18 protein-coding genes and 3 tRNA genes are annotated in these 16,953 nt (G+C 31.5%); 8 read left to right on the forward strand and 13 right to left on the reverse strand.

Annotated features, from left to right (window positions below):
* Positions 1–2 precede the first annotated feature (2 nt).
* Entirely contained in the window at positions 3–821 is an 819-nt protein-coding gene (locus ABIN73_05885; GenBank protein MEO0269253.1) for a hypothetical protein, read from the reverse strand.
* A 108-nt stretch (positions 822–929) separates the two neighbouring features.
* Between ABIN73_05885 and ABIN73_05890 the strand changes: the two genes are divergently transcribed.
* Together ABIN73_05890 and ABIN73_05895 are read left to right on the forward strand one after the other, a co-directional pair.
* Positions 930–1,013 (forward strand) — tRNA-Leu (locus ABIN73_05890).
* An 18-nt stretch (positions 1,014–1,031) separates the two neighbouring features.
* Positions 1,032–1,301 (forward strand): 4Fe-4S binding protein, encoded by a 270-nt coding sequence (locus ABIN73_05895; protein MEO0269254.1) that lies wholly within the window; start codon positions 1,032–1,034, stop codon positions 1,299–1,301.
* Positions 1,302–1,348: 47 nt separating this feature from the next.
* On the opposite strand, the gene ABIN73_05900 is transcribed toward ABIN73_05895, so the two are convergent.
* The 7 genes from ABIN73_05900 to ABIN73_05930 all read right to left on the reverse strand — a co-directional run bounded on the left by ABIN73_05900 (position 1,349) and on the right by ABIN73_05930 (position 8,362).
* Positions 1,349–2,239 carry a thiamine pyrophosphate-dependent enzyme gene (locus ABIN73_05900; protein ID MEO0269255.1) on the reverse strand — a complete coding sequence of 297 codons (891 nt, stop codon included), beginning with the start codon at positions 2,237–2,239 and terminating at the stop codon, positions 1,349–1,351.
* 1 nt (position 2,240) lies between these two features.
* A complete protein-coding gene (locus tag ABIN73_05905) occupies positions 2,241–3,992 on the reverse strand; it encodes a 2-oxoacid:acceptor oxidoreductase subunit alpha (GenBank protein MEO0269256.1) in 1,752 nt (583 codons plus the stop codon).
* A 262-nt stretch (positions 3,993–4,254) separates the two neighbouring features.
* Positions 4,255–5,292, reverse strand: a complete 1,038-nt coding sequence (locus tag ABIN73_05910) for a DUF5700 domain-containing putative Zn-dependent protease (GenBank protein MEO0269257.1) — start codon at positions 5,290–5,292, stop codon at positions 4,255–4,257.
* An 86-nt stretch (positions 5,293–5,378) separates the two neighbouring features.
* Positions 5,379–6,317 (reverse strand): thiamine pyrophosphate-dependent enzyme, encoded by a 939-nt coding sequence (locus ABIN73_05915; GenBank protein ID MEO0269258.1) that lies wholly within the window; start codon positions 6,315–6,317, stop codon positions 5,379–5,381.
* A 10-nt stretch (positions 6,318–6,327) separates the two neighbouring features.
* Positions 6,328–7,518 carry a pyruvate ferredoxin oxidoreductase gene (gene porA / locus ABIN73_05920; protein MEO0269259.1) on the reverse strand — a complete coding sequence of 397 codons (1,191 nt, stop codon included), beginning with the start codon at positions 7,516–7,518 and terminating at the stop codon, positions 6,328–6,330.
* Entirely contained in the window at positions 7,515–7,796 is a 282-nt protein-coding gene (locus ABIN73_05925; GenBank protein ID MEO0269260.1) for a 4Fe-4S binding protein, read from the reverse strand. Before ABIN73_05925 ends, porA begins: the two co-directional genes overlap by 4 nt.
* The gene (locus ABIN73_05930; protein MEO0269261.1) at positions 7,793–8,362 is read right to left on the reverse strand and encodes a 2-oxoacid:acceptor oxidoreductase family protein; all 570 of its coding nucleotides are present in this window, start codon (positions 8,360–8,362) and stop codon (positions 7,793–7,795) included. Before ABIN73_05930 ends, ABIN73_05925 begins: the two co-directional genes overlap by 4 nt.
* A gap of 132 nt (positions 8,363–8,494) precedes the next feature.
* On the opposite strand from ABIN73_05930, the gene ABIN73_05935 reads away from it, so the two are divergent.
* Together ABIN73_05935 and ABIN73_05940 are read left to right on the forward strand one after the other, a co-directional pair.
* Complete coding sequence (locus ABIN73_05935) at positions 8,495–8,875, forward strand: response regulator (protein ID MEO0269262.1); 381 nt, start codon at positions 8,495–8,497, stop codon at positions 8,873–8,875.
* Positions 8,872–10,068: an EAL domain-containing protein gene (locus tag ABIN73_05940; GenBank protein MEO0269263.1), complete on the forward strand. Its 1,197-nt coding sequence runs from the start codon at positions 8,872–8,874 to the stop codon at positions 10,066–10,068. The genes ABIN73_05935 and ABIN73_05940 overlap by 4 nt, the downstream gene beginning before the upstream one ends.
* 30 nt (positions 10,069–10,098) lie before the next feature.
* Here the strand turns inward: ABIN73_05940 and ABIN73_05945 are convergent, their stop codons facing one another.
* From ABIN73_05945 to rpsT, 5 genes are all read right to left on the reverse strand, one after another.
* On the reverse strand, positions 10,099–11,997 hold the full coding sequence (locus tag ABIN73_05945; GenBank protein MEO0269264.1) for an OmpA family protein: 1,899 nt from the start codon (positions 11,995–11,997) through the stop codon (positions 10,099–10,101).
* Positions 11,998–12,016: 19 nt separating this feature from the next.
* Positions 12,017–12,091, reverse strand: a tRNA-Glu gene (locus tag ABIN73_05950).
* A gap of 45 nt (positions 12,092–12,136) precedes the next feature.
* Entirely contained in the window at positions 12,137–12,643 is a 507-nt protein-coding gene (locus tag ABIN73_05955) for a cyclic nucleotide-binding domain-containing protein (protein ID MEO0269265.1), read from the reverse strand.
* Positions 12,644–12,664: 21 nt separating this feature from the next.
* Positions 12,665–12,740: transfer RNA gene (locus tag ABIN73_05960), tRNA-Val, on the reverse strand.
* A gap of 44 nt (positions 12,741–12,784) precedes the next feature.
* Positions 12,785–13,048, reverse strand: coding sequence for a 30S ribosomal protein S20 (gene rpsT / locus ABIN73_05965; protein ID MEO0269266.1), 264 nt, complete (start codon positions 13,046–13,048; stop codon positions 12,785–12,787).
* Between the two features lie 98 nt (positions 13,049–13,146).
* Between rpsT and ABIN73_05970 the strand changes: the two genes are divergently transcribed.
* The 4 genes from ABIN73_05970 (at position 13,147) to tyrS (ending at position 16,952) form a co-directional block, all read left to right on the forward strand.
* Positions 13,147–14,016, forward strand: coding sequence for a hypothetical protein (locus ABIN73_05970; protein ID MEO0269267.1), 870 nt, complete (start codon positions 13,147–13,149; stop codon positions 14,014–14,016).
* 190 nt (positions 14,017–14,206) lie between these two features.
* Positions 14,207–14,581 (forward strand): phosphatidate cytidylyltransferase, encoded by a 375-nt coding sequence (locus tag ABIN73_05975; protein ID MEO0269268.1) that lies wholly within the window; start codon positions 14,207–14,209, stop codon positions 14,579–14,581.
* Positions 14,582–14,632: 51 nt separating this feature from the next.
* Positions 14,633–15,799 carry a peptidyl-prolyl cis-trans isomerase gene (locus ABIN73_05980; GenBank protein MEO0269269.1) on the forward strand — a complete coding sequence of 389 codons (1,167 nt, stop codon included), beginning with the start codon at positions 14,633–14,635 and terminating at the stop codon, positions 15,797–15,799.
* Positions 15,792–16,952 (forward strand): tyrosine--tRNA ligase, encoded by a 1,161-nt coding sequence (tyrS, locus tag ABIN73_05985; GenBank protein ID MEO0269270.1) that lies wholly within the window; start codon positions 15,792–15,794, stop codon positions 16,950–16,952. Before ABIN73_05980 ends, tyrS begins: the two co-directional genes overlap by 8 nt.
* Position 16,953: the final 1 nt, after the last annotated feature.

A 16,953-nucleotide genomic window follows, 5' to 3' on the forward strand; every position in this document is an offset into this window, starting at 1 on the left:
CCTTATTTAATTTTAAGGGGTTTGAACCCTTCAGAGGGTAAAGAAAGCTCCCTATTTCCCTCGTCTATTTGATAAGCCCACTCAAAAGCTAATTTATTACCTAAACTCAAAACTCTTATTTTTGCAAAATGATTATCTCTTGTCCAGAAAACATAAATATGACCTTCGATTGCTTCAAGAACACCTATCTTTGACCATCCGTATAAAGGTGCATAACTTATTTCATCAAAACTTTCAGCGTACCCCATATCCTGAATCCATGTAAGTGTATCTGGTACAATTATATAGCCTACTTTATCTGAGGTATCGTATTTATAATAAAAATCACAGTTTGGAGATAGATAGGAACATACAGACTGATTTGAAAAATCAAATCCAGAAAAATCAGGATAAATAAGATAACTCCATAAAACATCCTCACCATCAGGTCTTGGAGTATCAAACACTTCCTCAGGAGAAAGGTCTGACTCATTCCCTGCTGTATCATAAGCGGATACAGCATAATAGTAAGTTATTCCATTTTGTACATTATAATCAATAAAGCTTGTTTTAGAGGGGGGGAGATTTGCAATTTTTTCATAGGGTCCTTCATAGGAGAAACCCCTCCACACATAGTATCCTGCGAGGTCTTTTTCAGTATTAGGAATAAAGTAAAGATAAACTTTCTGATCACCAGTAACAGAATAAAGTCCTCTTGGTGCTGAAGGTGGTATAGTATCAACTTCAACAGGGTAATTAGTATAAATATTTTCTTCTTTTATTATGCATCCCCATAAAAGGGGAATCAGAGTAATTATACCGAGTATCTTTATTTTTCCCATTTCAAACCTCCTTTTTCAATTTACAAAAATGCAATTTCTATTCCAAATAAAAATAAGAAAAATTGCACATAATAAGTTCAAAAGGGTATAATTTTTATTCAAAAAATAGCCGGAGTGGCGGAACGGAAGACGCGGCGGACTCAAAATCCGCTCTCCGTTAAGGAGGTGAGGGTTCAAATCCCTCCTCCGGCATGAAATAAGGAGGGAATAATGGCATATATTATTTGCGAACCCTGTATTGGAGTTAAGGATACAGCTTGTGTAGAAGTTTGCCCGGTGGATTGCATACATCCAAGAAAAGATGAACCAGAATACGAAAGCTCAGATCAGCTTTATATAAATCCACAGGTTTGTATTGATTGCGGAGCCTGTGAATCAGTCTGTCCGGTTCAAGCGATCTATGCGGAAGATGCTGTTCCAGAAAAGTGGAAGAGCTTTATTAAAAAGAATTACGAACATTACGGTTTAACTGCTCCTTAAAATAGTATTTTTTTAAATTTTTAAAGGGGGGTAAAATCCCCCCTTTTTTATTTTTTGTTTTCTATCAACTTTAAAAGTTCTTCCTTTGAAAGCATTTTTTGTGTTTTAAATTCTTCCACTATTGAGTAATCTTCTTTTCCAAAGATATCCAATTCATAATGCTTTTTCTCTTCAACATAAAAAATTCCAACAGGAATCTTACCTTTTCTCCATGTTTCCATAATTTTAGCAATGGCCTCTTCTCTCCTTGCAAATGGTCCATTTAATAACTCTATATTTTCCCTGAAATAATCATAAGAATATTCTTCATTAAAAGTAACACAAGGAGAAAGTACATCAATATGGGAAAAGCCTTTATGTTTTATACCTTCTTTTAAATATTCCTTTAAATTTTTTGTATCACCTGAAAAACCCCTTGCTACAAATGTTGCACCTGCTGAAAGAGATATTAAACAGGGCTCTATAGGATTATCCTTTGAACCATAAGGAGTTGTCCCTTTTACAAAACCGTAAGGAGAGGTAGGTGCAACTTGGCCTTTAGTTAGAGCGTAAATTTCATTATTCATAACAATATAAGTAAGGTTTATATTCCTCCTTGCGGCATGCATAAAGTGGTTACCACCTATTCCGTAACCATCACCGTCTCCACCTGTAACTATTACATTTAATTTCTGATTTGCAAGTTTAACTCCGGTAGCAACAGGAAGAAGTCTTCCATGGATTGTATGGAAGGCATTGGTATTTATATAATCAGGAAATTTTGAAGAACAGCCAATTCCACTTATAACTGCTGCATCATAAGGTGAAATTCCAAGTTCAAAAAGTGCTTGTTTTAAAGCAGCAAGAACTCCAAAATCACCACAACCAGGGCACCAAGTACTCTTTTTACCCTCATAAGCCTTAACTGAAGTTATCTCAAAGTTTAAAAGTTTTTCCATCTTAATTCTCCTTTTTTAGAATTTTTTTAACTTCACTTATTATCTCAGAGGGTTTAAAAGGAAAACCTGAATATTTTTTAATTGAATAAACATTTTGCTTTCTCCCCCATATCCTTGAAAGATAGTTTTTTAGCTGTGAAAATGAATTTAATTCACATATAAAAACATTTTTGTTATAGGTTAAAGAGTAAATATAGTCTTCATGAAGTGGCATAAGGGTTCTTATTCTGAGATATGACATTTCTATACCTTCATTTTTAAGTCTAATAAGAGATTCTCTCATTGGTCCAAGTGATGAACCAATACCAATCAGTATATTTGGTGCGTTTTTATTGCCATAGAATTCAGGTTCAGGAACATCTTCAATAATTCTTTCAAGTTTTTTTAACCTTTTTTGAACCATTTGAACCCTGTATTCATTCTCCTCATCTATGAATCCATCAGGTGTTTTTTCATTGGAATTATATCTAACTATAACCCCTTTTGTTCCTGGAATAGCCCGTGGAGAAATCCCATCCTCAGTTAATTCGTATCTTTCATAAACTTTACCAGCTTTAACATACTCGAAAACTTCTTCTTCACTTAAAATTTTCCCTCTTTCCCACTTTAAATTACCATCATAGGGAATATCATCAATTGTCTGCTGATTCTGGGAAACTGCCTGTTCTGATAACACAATAACAGGAATTTGATATTTTTCTGCAATGTTAAAAGCCCTGAAAGTAAATTCAAAACTTTCTTCAGGAGTGGATGGAACAAGTACAGCTCTTGAGACATCACCGTGCCCTGCAAAAAGAATATGATTTATATCTTCCTGACCAGTTTTTGTTGGCAATCCTGTTGATGGACCTCCTCTCTGAGCATGATAAATAACAAGAGGAACTTCTGCCATTGAAGCAAGGGAAATCGCCTCAGTTTTGAGATCCATCCCTGGACCGCTTGTTGAAGTCATAGCTCTCAATCCAGCAAAGGATGCACCAATAGCCATATTAATTGAGGCTATTTCATCTTCACACTGAATTGTAATTCCTCCGAATTTTGGCATGTATTTTGCGAGAAATTCAAAAACCTCTGTAGAAGGAGTTATAGGGTATGCAGCAAAAAATCTGCATCCAGCAGCAATAGCACCAAGAGCTACTGCTTCATTTCCAGATAAATAATATCTTCCTGGATCAATAGATTTTTCAATTTCATATCTCTTTTTCAAAAGATTTTTAGCAAGGGAATAACCCTCTTCTAAGGCTTTCATATTATTTTCTATGATTTCACCACTTCTCCCTTTTAAATAGAACATAATAGAGTTTTTAATTTCCTCAGGTTCAATATTGAAAACATAACCCAGAAATCCAAGTGCTATTATATTCTTAAAAATTTCCTTTTTAAACATTTCCCTTGCTTTTTTTCTCAAAGGAAGAGGATATAAATAAACATCATCTCTTCCAAGATTTTCGGATTTAAACTCCTCATCTATTATAATAACACCTTCAATTCTTATATCTTTTAAGTGACTATATACTGCCTTTGGTTCGAGTGCAATAAGTGCGTCTATATAATCATTCCAGGAAAAAATTCTTTCCACATTTGCCCTTATAGTTAAACTTGTAGGTAAACCCCGTATGTTAGAAGGGAAATCTCTTACAGAAACTGTGTAAAGTCCCCTTCTTTTTAAAGCATAGGCAAGGACTTCCCCTGCTAAAAGGGAGCCATCACCTGCAAGTCCTGCAATTCTAACTGAAAAATCCTTTAATTTCATACATACCTCCTTTTAAATTTATTTTGCTTTTAAAAGAAAATATAACAGTAACTTAATAAAATTTCAAATAATTTTTAAAATTTATTCCAGTTTAATTTTAGAAAATTTCTGGTTCTAAAGTAGAACTTTCCTATTTTATTTAACTTTATATCTTTGATTTTATATTAAAAAAGGCACTTTAATCCTACTCATCAGCCTTTATTAGTATACTTAAAATTGTTAGTGATTTTGTAAAATACCATAACATTTCAGTCTATGAGGATTATTCAGGTTTTCTTATTTCCCACTTTAATTCCTTAATTTTCTTTACAGTCAATTCATCAAAAATATATACGATTTCAGGATTATTTATTTTTTTGGCCGCTTCCTGATATTTTAATAAAAACAATTTAGGTTTTCTCGCGCAATTTTTAAGTTCAGTTATTCCAAATTGTTCTTTAATAATGTGTGCCATTACTTTTCCAACATCGTGCGCCGTTGGATTATCTATAGTTTTCTTTAAATTATCAAATTTTTTCTTTTGATTACTTTTAAATGCGATCTTGAGAATAAAATCAAATCTCATTAAATAAGCGTTAGCAAACTCAATTTCCCGTTCATTTATAGATGGATCTGAAATAGCTGTTGCTATACCTTCATCAACTAAATAATAGAGTATTTTATTTAATGTTTCATAAGTTGAATCTACAATAGTTTCATAAGGTAGTCTTAAGGTGAAACAATGATATAATTCATGTGCAAGCCATAAATATGTAGATTCATTATTGGATGCATATAATATTTCAATTCCTGCATAGTTTCCTTTTACTACACCCTGAGCAAGACCAACAACAAAGTATATTGTTATATCTATATCTATATTTTCTTCCGGAATGTATTTTAAAGTAATTCGTTTAATTGAATCTACATCAAAGTTATTTTTTAATTCGATTATTTTTTGATGCAAAATTTCTGGATTTGATTTACCATTTTTAATACATTCAATCATATAAGAAATCATTTGTCCACAAAAATCATCAGTTTTATATTTTTTATCTAAATCGTAATTTAATAGTGCATGATAGAATATGTTTTTTAAATCAACCATATTAAGTCTTAAACCGGACTTAGTCCATTCACACATTTTTTGATATGGTTCTGTTGATAATAATCTGTTTATTTTCGAAGTATCAATAGAATCTGATTGAACCAATTTCAAAAATTCTTCAGCACCAGAAAAATTTAATCTTAATCTTATATTTTGCGATATAAGTATGTTTGGAATAAGGAAAATTAAAACAATAATAAACTTTGTATTCATAGTTTTAAATTTTATTCCACCATTTTGGATTAAGTCACACAATACGCAAGCCCCTGTTCAAAATTTTTCTATGAAACCTTATAATTTTAGAAAATTTTTTGTCCATCAAGTCTTAAAAGTCTCTCCCATTCTTCATCAACTCTTTTTTGAATTTCCTCAATTAAATCCTCTCTATTTTTCAAATGGCTGAATCTCTCTTGTTTTAAAAGCCATTCCTTAACAGGCAATTTTTCTTTAGGTTTATAATTTACTTTATAAACACCATGATCAATTTCATATAATGGCCAGAAACATGTTTCAACAGCTAAGAGGGCAAGTTCCACTGTTTCACTTTCATTATAACCCCAACCTGGCACACAGGGTGAAAGAACAGCAATAAATTTTGGACCCTCAATTTCAAAGGCTCTTCTCACTTTCCTTATCAAATCCCCAAAATGTGAAGGTGACGCCTGAGCCACATAGGGGATTTCATGGGAAGCAATAATTTCTATTATATCTTTTCTATGCTGCATTTTACCAGACATTTTCTTGCCTGGAGGAGAAGTGGTTGTATTTGCACCAAAGGGTGTTGCTGAAGACCTCTGAACACCAGTATTCATATAAGCCTGATTATCATATAGAACATAAAGAAAATTATGACCCCTTTCAATAGCCCCTGAAAGTGCCTGTAAACCTATATCATAAGTTCCACCATCCCCACCAAAAACAATAAAATTTATTTTTTCATCCTCAGGTATCAATCCTTTCCTTCTTAAAACCTTATAAGCAGATTCAACACCTGATATAACAGCAGCTGCATTTTCAAAGGCTACATGAATCCAGGGCACATTCCATGCTGAATATGGATATATTGTTGAAACAACCTCAAGACAGCCTGTAGCATTAGATATCACAACAGGATAATCAGATGAAGCAACAACCATTTTTATAATTGAAGGAAAGGCACAACCACTACATGCTCTGTGCCCTGAGGTTAAACCTGTATTCCTCTCAGAAAGCTCTTTTAAGGAAAGTATCTTTTTCATTTTTTTCCTCCTATTCCCTTAATCCTATGTATATAAACTCTTCCTCTATCTTGTTCTCTTTTTTTATCTTCTTCAAAATATCAAAAACTTTAAAGGCATCATCTAAGCTGAATTCCCTCCCACCGAGCCCAAACATAAAACTCTGAATTACAGGTTTTTTTATGGCAGGATACAATGCAGCTTTTACCTCTATTGAAACAGGACCTCCCATTGTACTGAAGGTCTCAGCTCTATCCATCACTCCAGCTACTTTTACATTTTCAAGCTTTTTTCTTAAAATTTCATAAGGGAAAGGTCTTGTAATCTTAAGTTTTAAAATACCTACCCTTTCACCTTTTTCTCTTAATAAATCCACTGCTTCTTTAAGTGTCCCAGCAGCTGAAGACATCGCAATTACTGCTATTTCAGCATCATCTAAAAAATACTCTTCAATAAAGGAAGGAATATTTAGTTCAAATTTTCTATTATATTCCTCAAACACTTCATCTATAATTTTCTTAGATTTTAAAATTGCCTCAAGTTGTGATCTTTTATGCTCCATATAATAATCATAAAGGGCAAGGGGGCCAACAGTAATTGGATTTTTCACATCTAAAATAGAATATAGAGGCTCTCTTTTTCCTAAAAATTCTCTAACTTCTTCATCTTCAAGAAGTAAAACATTTTCCATTCCATGAGTAACTATAAAACCATCCATCGTCACCATACATGGAAGATTTACCTTTTCAGAAATTTTTACAGCGTTAATAATAGTATGGTAAACTTCATTGGCATTCTCACAGTAAATCTGTATCCAGCCGGAATCTCTTGAACCCATAGTATCAGAATGATCACAATGGATATTTATGGGGCCAGAAAGAGCTCTATTACCAACTATCATAACAATAGGTAATCTTAAAGAAGAAGCTATATAAAGAATTTCATGCATCAGGGCAAGACCCTGGGAACTTGTTGCAGTCATTACCCTTGCACCCGACGCAGAAGCTCCTATACAAACAGAGATAGCAGAATGTTCTGATTCAACAGGAATAAATTCTGTGTCAACTTCCCCATCTGCTACATATTTTGAAAAAATCTGTATTATTTCTGTTGAAGGTGTAATTGGATAAGCGGCTACTACATCAGGATTTATCTGTTTCATTGCATAAGCAGCTGCTTCATTTCCAGTCTTTGCAACTATTTTTTTTGTTTCTGTTTTCATATTTTTTCCTCCTTCATTAAAATAGCTTCTTTGGGGCATACCTTTGCACATATACCACAACCTTTACAATAATCCAAATCAAACTTATAAATCTTTCCATCTTTTACTTTAATAACAAAATCAGGACAATAAAGCCAGCAAAGTAAGCAATGAGTACACTTCTCTGAATCATAGAGAGGAGATTCCCTTTTCCATTCACCTGTTTTATATTCAAGGGATGTAGGAACATTTCTTATAACAGCTCCTTCTTCAAGCTCCCTCCAGGTTTTAAGTTTCATCCCTTAACCTCCTTATAAGCCAATTTAATTGCCTCAATATTTTTATTTACTATACTCTCCTCATATTTATTTTTTAACCTTTCTCTTACAAAATTAATAAATTCCTCAAGAGTTAAAAAACCAGTAATCTTTAAAAGTGCACCTAAAAGAGGTGCATTGGGCATCTCCCTACCAAAAATTTTTTTTGAAATACCTGTCGCATCAACGGTTTTAATTTCAGATTTTAAATTTAAACTTCTTTTTAGGTCTTCAGGTCTAACATTTGTATTAATAAGAAGGATTGTATTATTTTTAATAAAATTTTTAAAATTTTCAGTCTTTAAAAGCCTTGGGTCAATTATAACAACAATATCAGGGTCCTTTATTCCATAATGACCCTTTATCTCATATTCACTGATTCTCGTAAAAGCAAAAAGAGGAGCACCCCTTCTTTCAGGTCCATATTCTGGAAAAGCCTGGACAAATTTACCTTTATGAACAAATGCTTCTCCAAAAAGCAAAGCAGCTGTTTTAACCCCCATTCCTCCTCTTCCAAACCAAACAATTTCAATTTTATTTTTTTTCATATTCCCTCCTCCTTATAAGATTTAAAATAAAATATAATCGCTCTTTTTATTAAAATTCAAATAATTTATTTCTTCTATTTTAATTGAATTTAAAAAAGAAAAAAATATAAAATAATACAAAGGAGGTTTTTAATGGATAAAAAAAGAATTTTAATAATTGATGATGAAGAAGATATGGTCTCTTTAGTGGAAGAGATCTTAAAGGATGAATATTCAGTGGAAAAAGCATATTCACCTTCTCAGGCAATTGAACTTTTGAATAAAGACAGTCAATTTGACCTTATTCTTCTTGATATAATATTACCTGAAAAAGATGGCTGGGAATTATTCCGTGATTTCAAAAATCTTTTAAAAGAAAAGGATAAAGAAATTCCTGTTGTAATTTTTTCAATTTTAAAAGAACCACAGGATATGCTTAAGGCAATTAAGGAAGGTGCTGTTGCTTATATTGTAAAACCTTTTGAACCTGAAGGTTTAAAGAATAGAATAAAAGAAATTTTTGAAAAATTATGAAAGATGAAATAACTGGACTTCCACTTTTAATTACTGTCCTTGATTCAATAAAAGACCGTATTGAAAAAGAAAAAGAAGTAAATATACTTATAGTTCAGATTCTTGAATCCTCAATTTACGAAGAGGAATTCGGGTTTGATGTATTTGATTCATGGATAAAAAACCTTTCAAATCTATCAAAAAAACTAATTTCAATGGAATTTACACCTTATGAAAATCCCATTATATTCACAACAGAACCTTATTCCAGTTTAATCTGTTTTGTTTTTCCGAAAAATCACGATGTAAAAAAATTTATAAACAAATTTAAAAATGAAATTGAAAAAATTATTCCTGCTCCAACAGCTATAACAGTAAAAGAAATTAGATTTGACCCTTTAAAAAGAACAGAAAGAACAATATTCCAGGTAATAAATGAGGTTAAAATTGAACATACAAAAACAGAAACAAAGATGAAATCCAACATAAAGTCTCTATTCAGAAAAATATTGAGAACTAATGAAATAAGAATGGTATTTCAACCCATATACAATATCGCAGAAAATAAAGTAACATACGGATATGAAGCCCTTGCAAGGGGTCCAAAAGAAACAGAATTGGAAATGCCAACTGCTTTATTTTCTGTAGCAGATGAGCTGAATGAACTTGAAAATTTAGAAAAACTCTGCAGATGGAAAGCTCTTTTAACATCAAAAAAATTACCTGACGATAGATATAAAATATTTTTAAATGTTTCATCAAAAATTCTCCAACATAAAAAAAATATTTATGTTGAAGAGCTATTTGAAAATATTAAAGAACTGGAAATAAATCCAGAAAGATTAGTAATTGAATTAACTGAAAGATTTGCTATAACTGATTTCAATGTTTTAAGGGAAAATATAAACTTTTTAAAAGAAAAAGGAATTGAACTCTCAATAGATGATGTAGGAGTCGGCTATTCCTCTTTGCAAACCTTAGCAGAATTAAATCCAGATTACCTTAAATATGATATGGTGCTCGTCAGAAATATCCATGAAGATATGGTTAAACAGAATTTACTTGAAATGGTATTAAATTTTGGTGAAAAAATAAAAGCAAAAGTTATTGCAGAAGGAATTGAAAAAGAAGAAGAACTTGAAACATTAAAGAAAATAGGTGTTAAATACGGACAGGGGTTTTACCTATCCTTACCTTTTGAAGTAGAGCTTTAATGCTTAATTTTTTGTATATAAAATAAATTTTTATTCCCCTGCACTTAAAACTTTAAACTCAACTCTTCTATTCATAGCTCTTCCTTCTCTTGTTGTATTATCACCTATTGGCATTGTCTCTCCGTATCCTTTTGCAATGAGCCTGGAAGGATCAATTTGATGGAAAGTTATAAGATAGTTCCTAACCGACTCTGCCCTCGCCTGAGAAAGAGCCATATTATAACTATCTGAACCAACGGAATCAGTGTGACCCTGAATTTCTACAACAGCTTTTGGATTTGATTTTAAAAATTCTGCTACTCTATCCAGAATTGGATAAGATTCAGGTTTTATTGTGGCTTTACCTGTATCAAAATAAATATTCTGCAATCTTATAGTTACACCCTTTTCTGCTTTCTTTTTAAGCCTAATATCCTTTACTAAAGGTTCACCCTCTTTAAGAACAATTGGTACATTTTCCACTAAATAACCTTCAGCTTCAACTCTTATAATATACGAACCTGGTGGTAATTTTAACTTGTAAATTCCTGTCTCCGGATCACTTATTGTGCCTTCAAATCCGGTCTCAGGGATTGTTATTTTGGCACCAAGGGGTGTCTCTGTGATATTATCAAGAATTTTTCCTGTGATAAGTATAAATTCTTTTCTCTTTAAAGGAAAATCAAGAACAAGTTCTGCACCCTCTTTTATAACAAAACTTTTTCTCATCCAGGCGTAACCTTCTTTTTCCACATATAAACTGTAATTTCCTGGTTCGAGCTCCACAGAATAAAACCCGTTTTCATCAGAGGAAATTGGGGGTTTATCAGTTCCTTCAAGAGTTATCTGTGCAACAAGGGGTTCTCCTGTAGATGCATCATAAATTTTACCACTTACTTTTGCAAGTTTTGGTGAGGGTGGAGGTGGTGGCGGAGGGGGTGGGGCTGCTTTCTTTGGAAGAACATTATAAACATTCGACATAACAAAAATAAATCTCCAATCCGGTATGTAAGTGAATAAGTTTCTATCATGAGAATATAAGGAAATCTGGGAATCATCTAAGGTTTTTAATCTTGCATCAACAGCAAAATCAAATATTACTCCACCTGGAGTTTTAAACCTAACTCCTGGAGTTATAGCAAGAAGATTATCTCTCAATTCAGTGAAATAAACACCATGTAAATCAGCTATGAAATCCACATAGGGTCCAGCAGAAAGTGTTATATTAAAACCAAAAGGCAATCTTGTAAAATCTTTGAAATCATCCTTTGTTCTATAAATCGTGTCAATCTGTGCAACTCCATTTTGATTATAGTTATACCAAAGAACAGGAAAAACATCCCTTTCTTTTGAAGGTTTACCTGTCTGAAAGAAACCCAAAAGACCATTAAACCTTATAACCTGAAGTTTGAGTCCAAGCATTAAACTTGACCAAAACTCTCCGCTTTGAGGTATATACATTGGAAAACCATACTGAACAAATTTGGGGTCTTTTCTTTCTATTCCCTGATTTGGCAAATAGTACCCAAGAGCTATGCCACCTGCAAATTCAATCCCAGTAACAGTGTCTGAGAAAAAGGGATATCCCAATTTTGTAAATATATCAAATCCCCTATATGCAAAATATCCATCATCACTCCTCTGAACAGGGTAATCCCCTCTTTCAAGCTGCCTCCCTTCAAAATCTCCTCTCAATCCAAACTCCCAATAATCAAAGGGAGCATAGGAAAGAGAGAGAGATGAGATAAGGAAATGTCTTCTATCATCCTGAGGGTTGTTCACAGAGTCAACTGAATTGTCCCAGTATTTAAAATCCTGAAAAGAATAACCACCAAATAAAGAAAAAGAAAAATCTCCTTTTTTATGAGGCATTGGGTAAAATAATCTAAAAGACCCGCTTGGTCCGAGAATTGAAGGGGCTGAAAATAAAATAAGAAAAATAAAATTCATAATGATTTAAATTCTTTCATGGCCCCAGGGGGATTTGAACCCCCGTCTCCACCTTGAAAGAGTGATGTCCTGGGCCTGGCTAGACGATGGGGCCATTAATTTCTAAAATTATAACATTTTAAAACGATAATTTTCAAATTTAAGGTGTTTTCCCCTTTGCTGCTATGTAAAGTTTTCTAAATTGTTCGTTATCTACAATTGCTTGATTAATTAAGAAATAAGTTTCAAGATTTTTGTTTGTTTCTCTTATTCTATCTGCAAGCTCCTCTGCTAAGTTTCTTAAAACAGTTACCCCAATTCTCGGGTCCTTCTCAACAATTTTCCAGAAATCTTCTCTTTTTAAAAGATAAAGAGTTGAATCTTTTAAAGCTGTACAAGTGGCACTCCTCGGTGCATCAGAAATAAGAGAAAGTTCTCCAAAAAAGGACCCATCTTCAAGCTCAGCAAGAACAAGCACAAGATCACCCCTCTTTAACCTCACTTCAACTTTACCCCTATTTATAATAAATAGATAATTTCCAGGAGAACCTTCCTCAAAAATAATTTCTCCTTTCTCATAATTTTTTTCCTCCAAGTATTCAACTATTTTTGAAAGCTGACTATCTTCCAATCCATGAAATAAACTTACTCTTTTTAAAATATCCACAATTTTCTCCTTATTTTTTAATGGGCGATGGAGGATTTGAACCTCCGACCTCCACGTTGTCAACGTGGCGCTCTCACCAACGCTGAGCTAATCGCCCATTAATTCTATTATAAAGGAAAGCAAAAAAAATTTCAATAAAAATTAACTCTGTGTCTTTAAAAGCTTTTTGAAAACTTTGGACTTTATTCTTGAACCCTTATTTTCATGTATAACACCTCTTTTTACAGCCTTATCAACTATACTCTGCAATTCAACAAATAAAGCTTTTCTCTCTTCCTCCTTTTCTGTTCTCCTTATTTTTTTTATGAGATTTTTTATTTTTAATTTATAAAGTCTATTTATCATTCTCCTTTTTTCATTTTGTCTTTCTCTTTTTAACACAGATAGGGATTTTTTTCTTGCCATTTAATTTTATTTTGTAATATCGGGATCGAACCGTGTATATTTAGTATTTTTAATTTAAGTATTTTTATTATACAAAAAATAAAGCTTAAAATAAAAAAATGCAAATAATTTTACTAATTTTTTCTTTTCAGGTAATCACCTATGGTAATGAAAGATGGAATTTTGCAAGAAATGCGAGAATATCATCCCTTGGTGAAGCTTCTTCAACTCTTAAAGACCCTGCTTCTTTCCTTTTTAACCCGGCAACACCTTTATTATTAAAAGAAAAAGTAATTCAGGGAACTTTTTCTAACTATTTTTCTGATATTTTTAAGTTCGGAGCTTTTAATCTTTTAACAGGTGACTCAATAAATAAATTTTTCCTTTCTCTTAATTACATATTTTCTGACAAAATCCTCTACACGATTTATAAAGACACAACACCGGCAGAGGACCCTTTAAATATAGAAAATAAAGGATTTATAAGTATAAATTCAATTCAGATTTTATCTGGGTTTTCAAAAAAAATAAAAAATATTTATACAGGAATTTCTTTAAAAATAATGAGGGAAAATTTATATGTGGGTAAGGGTTATGGAATGGGAATAGACATTGGATTTCTTTTTAAAAGAGATTTTAATTTTTCTTTTACTTTGAGAAACGCTTTTGGTAATATAAATATCTGGGATTCAGGCAGAAAAGAATTTATTCCTCCTTCAATTAGAATAGGAATTTCAAAAGAATTTTTAAAAAAGATTTTATTTACCTTTGATTTTGAAACTCTTTTAGAAGAAAAATTTAAATTCAAAACTTGTGCAGGAATTGAATTTATGGGAACGGAAAATTTCTTTTTAAGAGCCGGGTGGAGAGAAAATATTCCAACCTTTGGAACTGGTTTAAGAATAAAAAAAATAAATATAGATTACGCCCTTGGTGGTAATTTTGAATTATCTCTTTTTCATATAATTTCTGCTTCAATTGAGTTTTAATCTAAAAGGTTTTATCTTAAGAAAACTTTTACATTTAATTTCGGTTCTTTTTCCTGTTGCAATCCTTATTTTTGATAAAAAAATTTATTTACCTATTATTGCTTTTTTTCTTGGGGGATTTTTAACTGCAGATTATCTAAGATTCGAAATAAAATCTTTCAAAATATTTTTCAAGTGCTTTTTCGGGGAAATGATAAAAAAAGAAGAACAGAATTTTTTCACAGGTGCAACATGGGTATGTATATCTGCTTTTTTACTTGCACTCTTTTTCCCAAGAAAAGTAGCAGTTATCTCTCTTTTATTTCTCTCTATTTCAGACAATTTAGCAAGTATTGTGGGAAAACTATTCGGAAAAACAAAACTCTTTAAAAATAAAACTCTTGAAGGTTTTTTAGCTTTTCTTATTGTTTCTTTTATAATAACCCTTTTCTTTCAAGAACTTTCTATAAAGAAAAAAATTATTATATCTTTATTTGCTTCATTTGTAGAGCTATTTTCAGGAACCATTGATGATAACTTTACTGTTCCTTTATTAACTGCTATTTTATTATACTATGTCCTTTAATTTAAAATTAAAAATTTAAGGTTCAAATCCTAAAATTTTTATTAAACTAAAATGAAAACTTTAATTCTTATTAGTTTATTGATTACTTTTAATAAAAAAATTGAAGAAGCTGAAAAATTAATAAAAGCAGGAAAAACAAAAGAAGCGATAAGTTTGTATAGAGAAGGAATAAAAGATTTAAAGGGCAATAAAAAAATAAAAAAGGAAATAGAATTTTTTGACATACTTATAAGAGAAGAAAACTATGAAGAAGCTCTCAGTCTTATAATTGATTTAGAAAATAAAGTTTCAGAATTCAGCTCAATTTATCCTGAAATTTTATACAGAAAAGCTTTTTTATATGAAAAAATGGGTAATTTACAAGAAGCACAGAGAATTTATGAAAAAATTGTTTTGAACTATAAAAAATCAAGGGTTTATAAAATGGCGAGTGATAGAATGGAAAGTATTTTTGATCTTTTAAGCAAAGACTTTGTTGCAACTTTTGGACCTTTAAGTATAACTTATAAAGAATTTAATGAATTTTTAGAAAATATTCCTCCCTATGCAAGACCCTCTCCTTCTGATACCAATGCCATAAAAAGAACTCTTGAAAGACTCATTTATATAAAACTCCTCTATCTTGAAGCTTTAGCGGAAGGACTTGATTTAACAGAAGAATTTAGAAATAATTTGGAAAAAGCAAAAGAGAGAATACTTGCAGACCTTTATATGAAAAAGAAAAATGAAAATATAGAAGTTTCGGAAAAGGAAATTAGGGAGTATTATATTAAAAACAGAGAAAACTATAAAATCCCTGATAGATGGGATTTAAGGAGAATTGAGGTTAAAACAGAAAATGAGGCATCGGAAATTCTTAAAAAAATTAAAAGAGGAGAAAAATTTGAAGACCTGGCAAGAAATTTCTCCTTAGCACCTGATGCTTCAAACGGAGGTTTAATAACTAATTTTACTGAAAAAAGTTTTCCTGAAGAATTTGTAAAACCTTTAAAAACAATGAAAGAAGGAGATATAAAGGGTCCTATAAGATTAAAAAATGGAAACTTTGCTATAATAAAGCTGGAAAAAATAAAGAAGGGTGAATATAGAAAAATGGATGAAGTTAAGGGACAGATTGAAAGCAAACTAAAAAATGAGAAAATTAATAAATTCTGGACAAAATGGAAAGAAGAAATGTATAAAAAGTACGATGTAAAACTATATTTAAAAAATGAGTAAGGAGATAGAAATTTTACTTAAGGGGATAGCAGAAATTGTCACAAGAGAAGAGCTGGAGGAAAAAATTAATAAAAAAAAGGTTTTAACCATTAAATACGGAGCAGATCCTTCAAAACCAGACTTACATTTAGGTCATTACATATGTCTCAGAAAATTAAAAGAGTTTCAGGATTTGGGACATAAGGTAATTTTTATAATCGGTGATTTTACAGCAATGATAGGTGACCCTTCAGGAAGATCAAAAACAAGACCTATGCTAACAAGAAAAGAAGTTGAAGAAAATTCAAAAACCTACTTTGAACAGGTTTTTAAAATTCTTGATAGAGAGAAAACAGAAATAAGGTATAACAGTGAATGGCTTTCTAAACTTACCCCAGAAGATATAATAAGACTTTCTGCAAAGGCTACAGTAGCAAAATTGCTTGATAGAGACGATTTTTCTGAAAGGTATAAAAAGGGAATACCAATATCACTTCATGAATTCCTATACCCTGTTTTTCAGGCTTATGATTCAATTTATATTAAGGCAGATGTGGAAATAGGTGGAAGTGATCAGCATTTTAACTTTGCTTTAACAAGAGAAATTATGAAACAGATGGATTTAGAACCACAAGTTTTTATAACTCTTCCCCTGTTAGAAGGAACTGATGGAAAGCTTAAAATGAGTAAATCCTATGGAAACAGTATAAACTTTTTCGACGAACCGGAAGATATATTCGGAAAGGTAATGTCAATTCCTGATAGTTTAATTTTAAAATACTATAAACTTGTTCTTTTAAAGGAAGAAAAAGAGATAAAAGAATTTGTTGAAAAAAATCCACTTGAAGCAAAAGAAAAACTTGCTTTTGAAATAACAAAAATTTTTTATGATGAAGAAAAAGCAGAAAGAGCAAGATCATATTTTAATAAAACTTTTAGAAAAAGGGAAATACCAGAGGAAATTCCTGAATACAGAACAGGAAGTAAAAAACTTCTTGAGATTCTTTTTGAAAGCAGAGTTGTTTCAAGTAAAAGTGAGGCAAGGCGTCTTATAAGACAAAAAGCTATCGATATAAACGGTGAAAGTGTTATAGATGAAAATCTTGTGCTTGATAAAGGGGAATATAGGTTAAAAATAGGAAAGAGAAAATTTTTAAAAGTTATAGTTGAGTAAT

The organism is candidate division WOR-3 bacterium (assembly GCA_039804025.1).
GTDB lineage: Bacteria > Hydrothermota > Hydrothermia > Hydrothermales > JAJRUZ01 > JBCNVI01.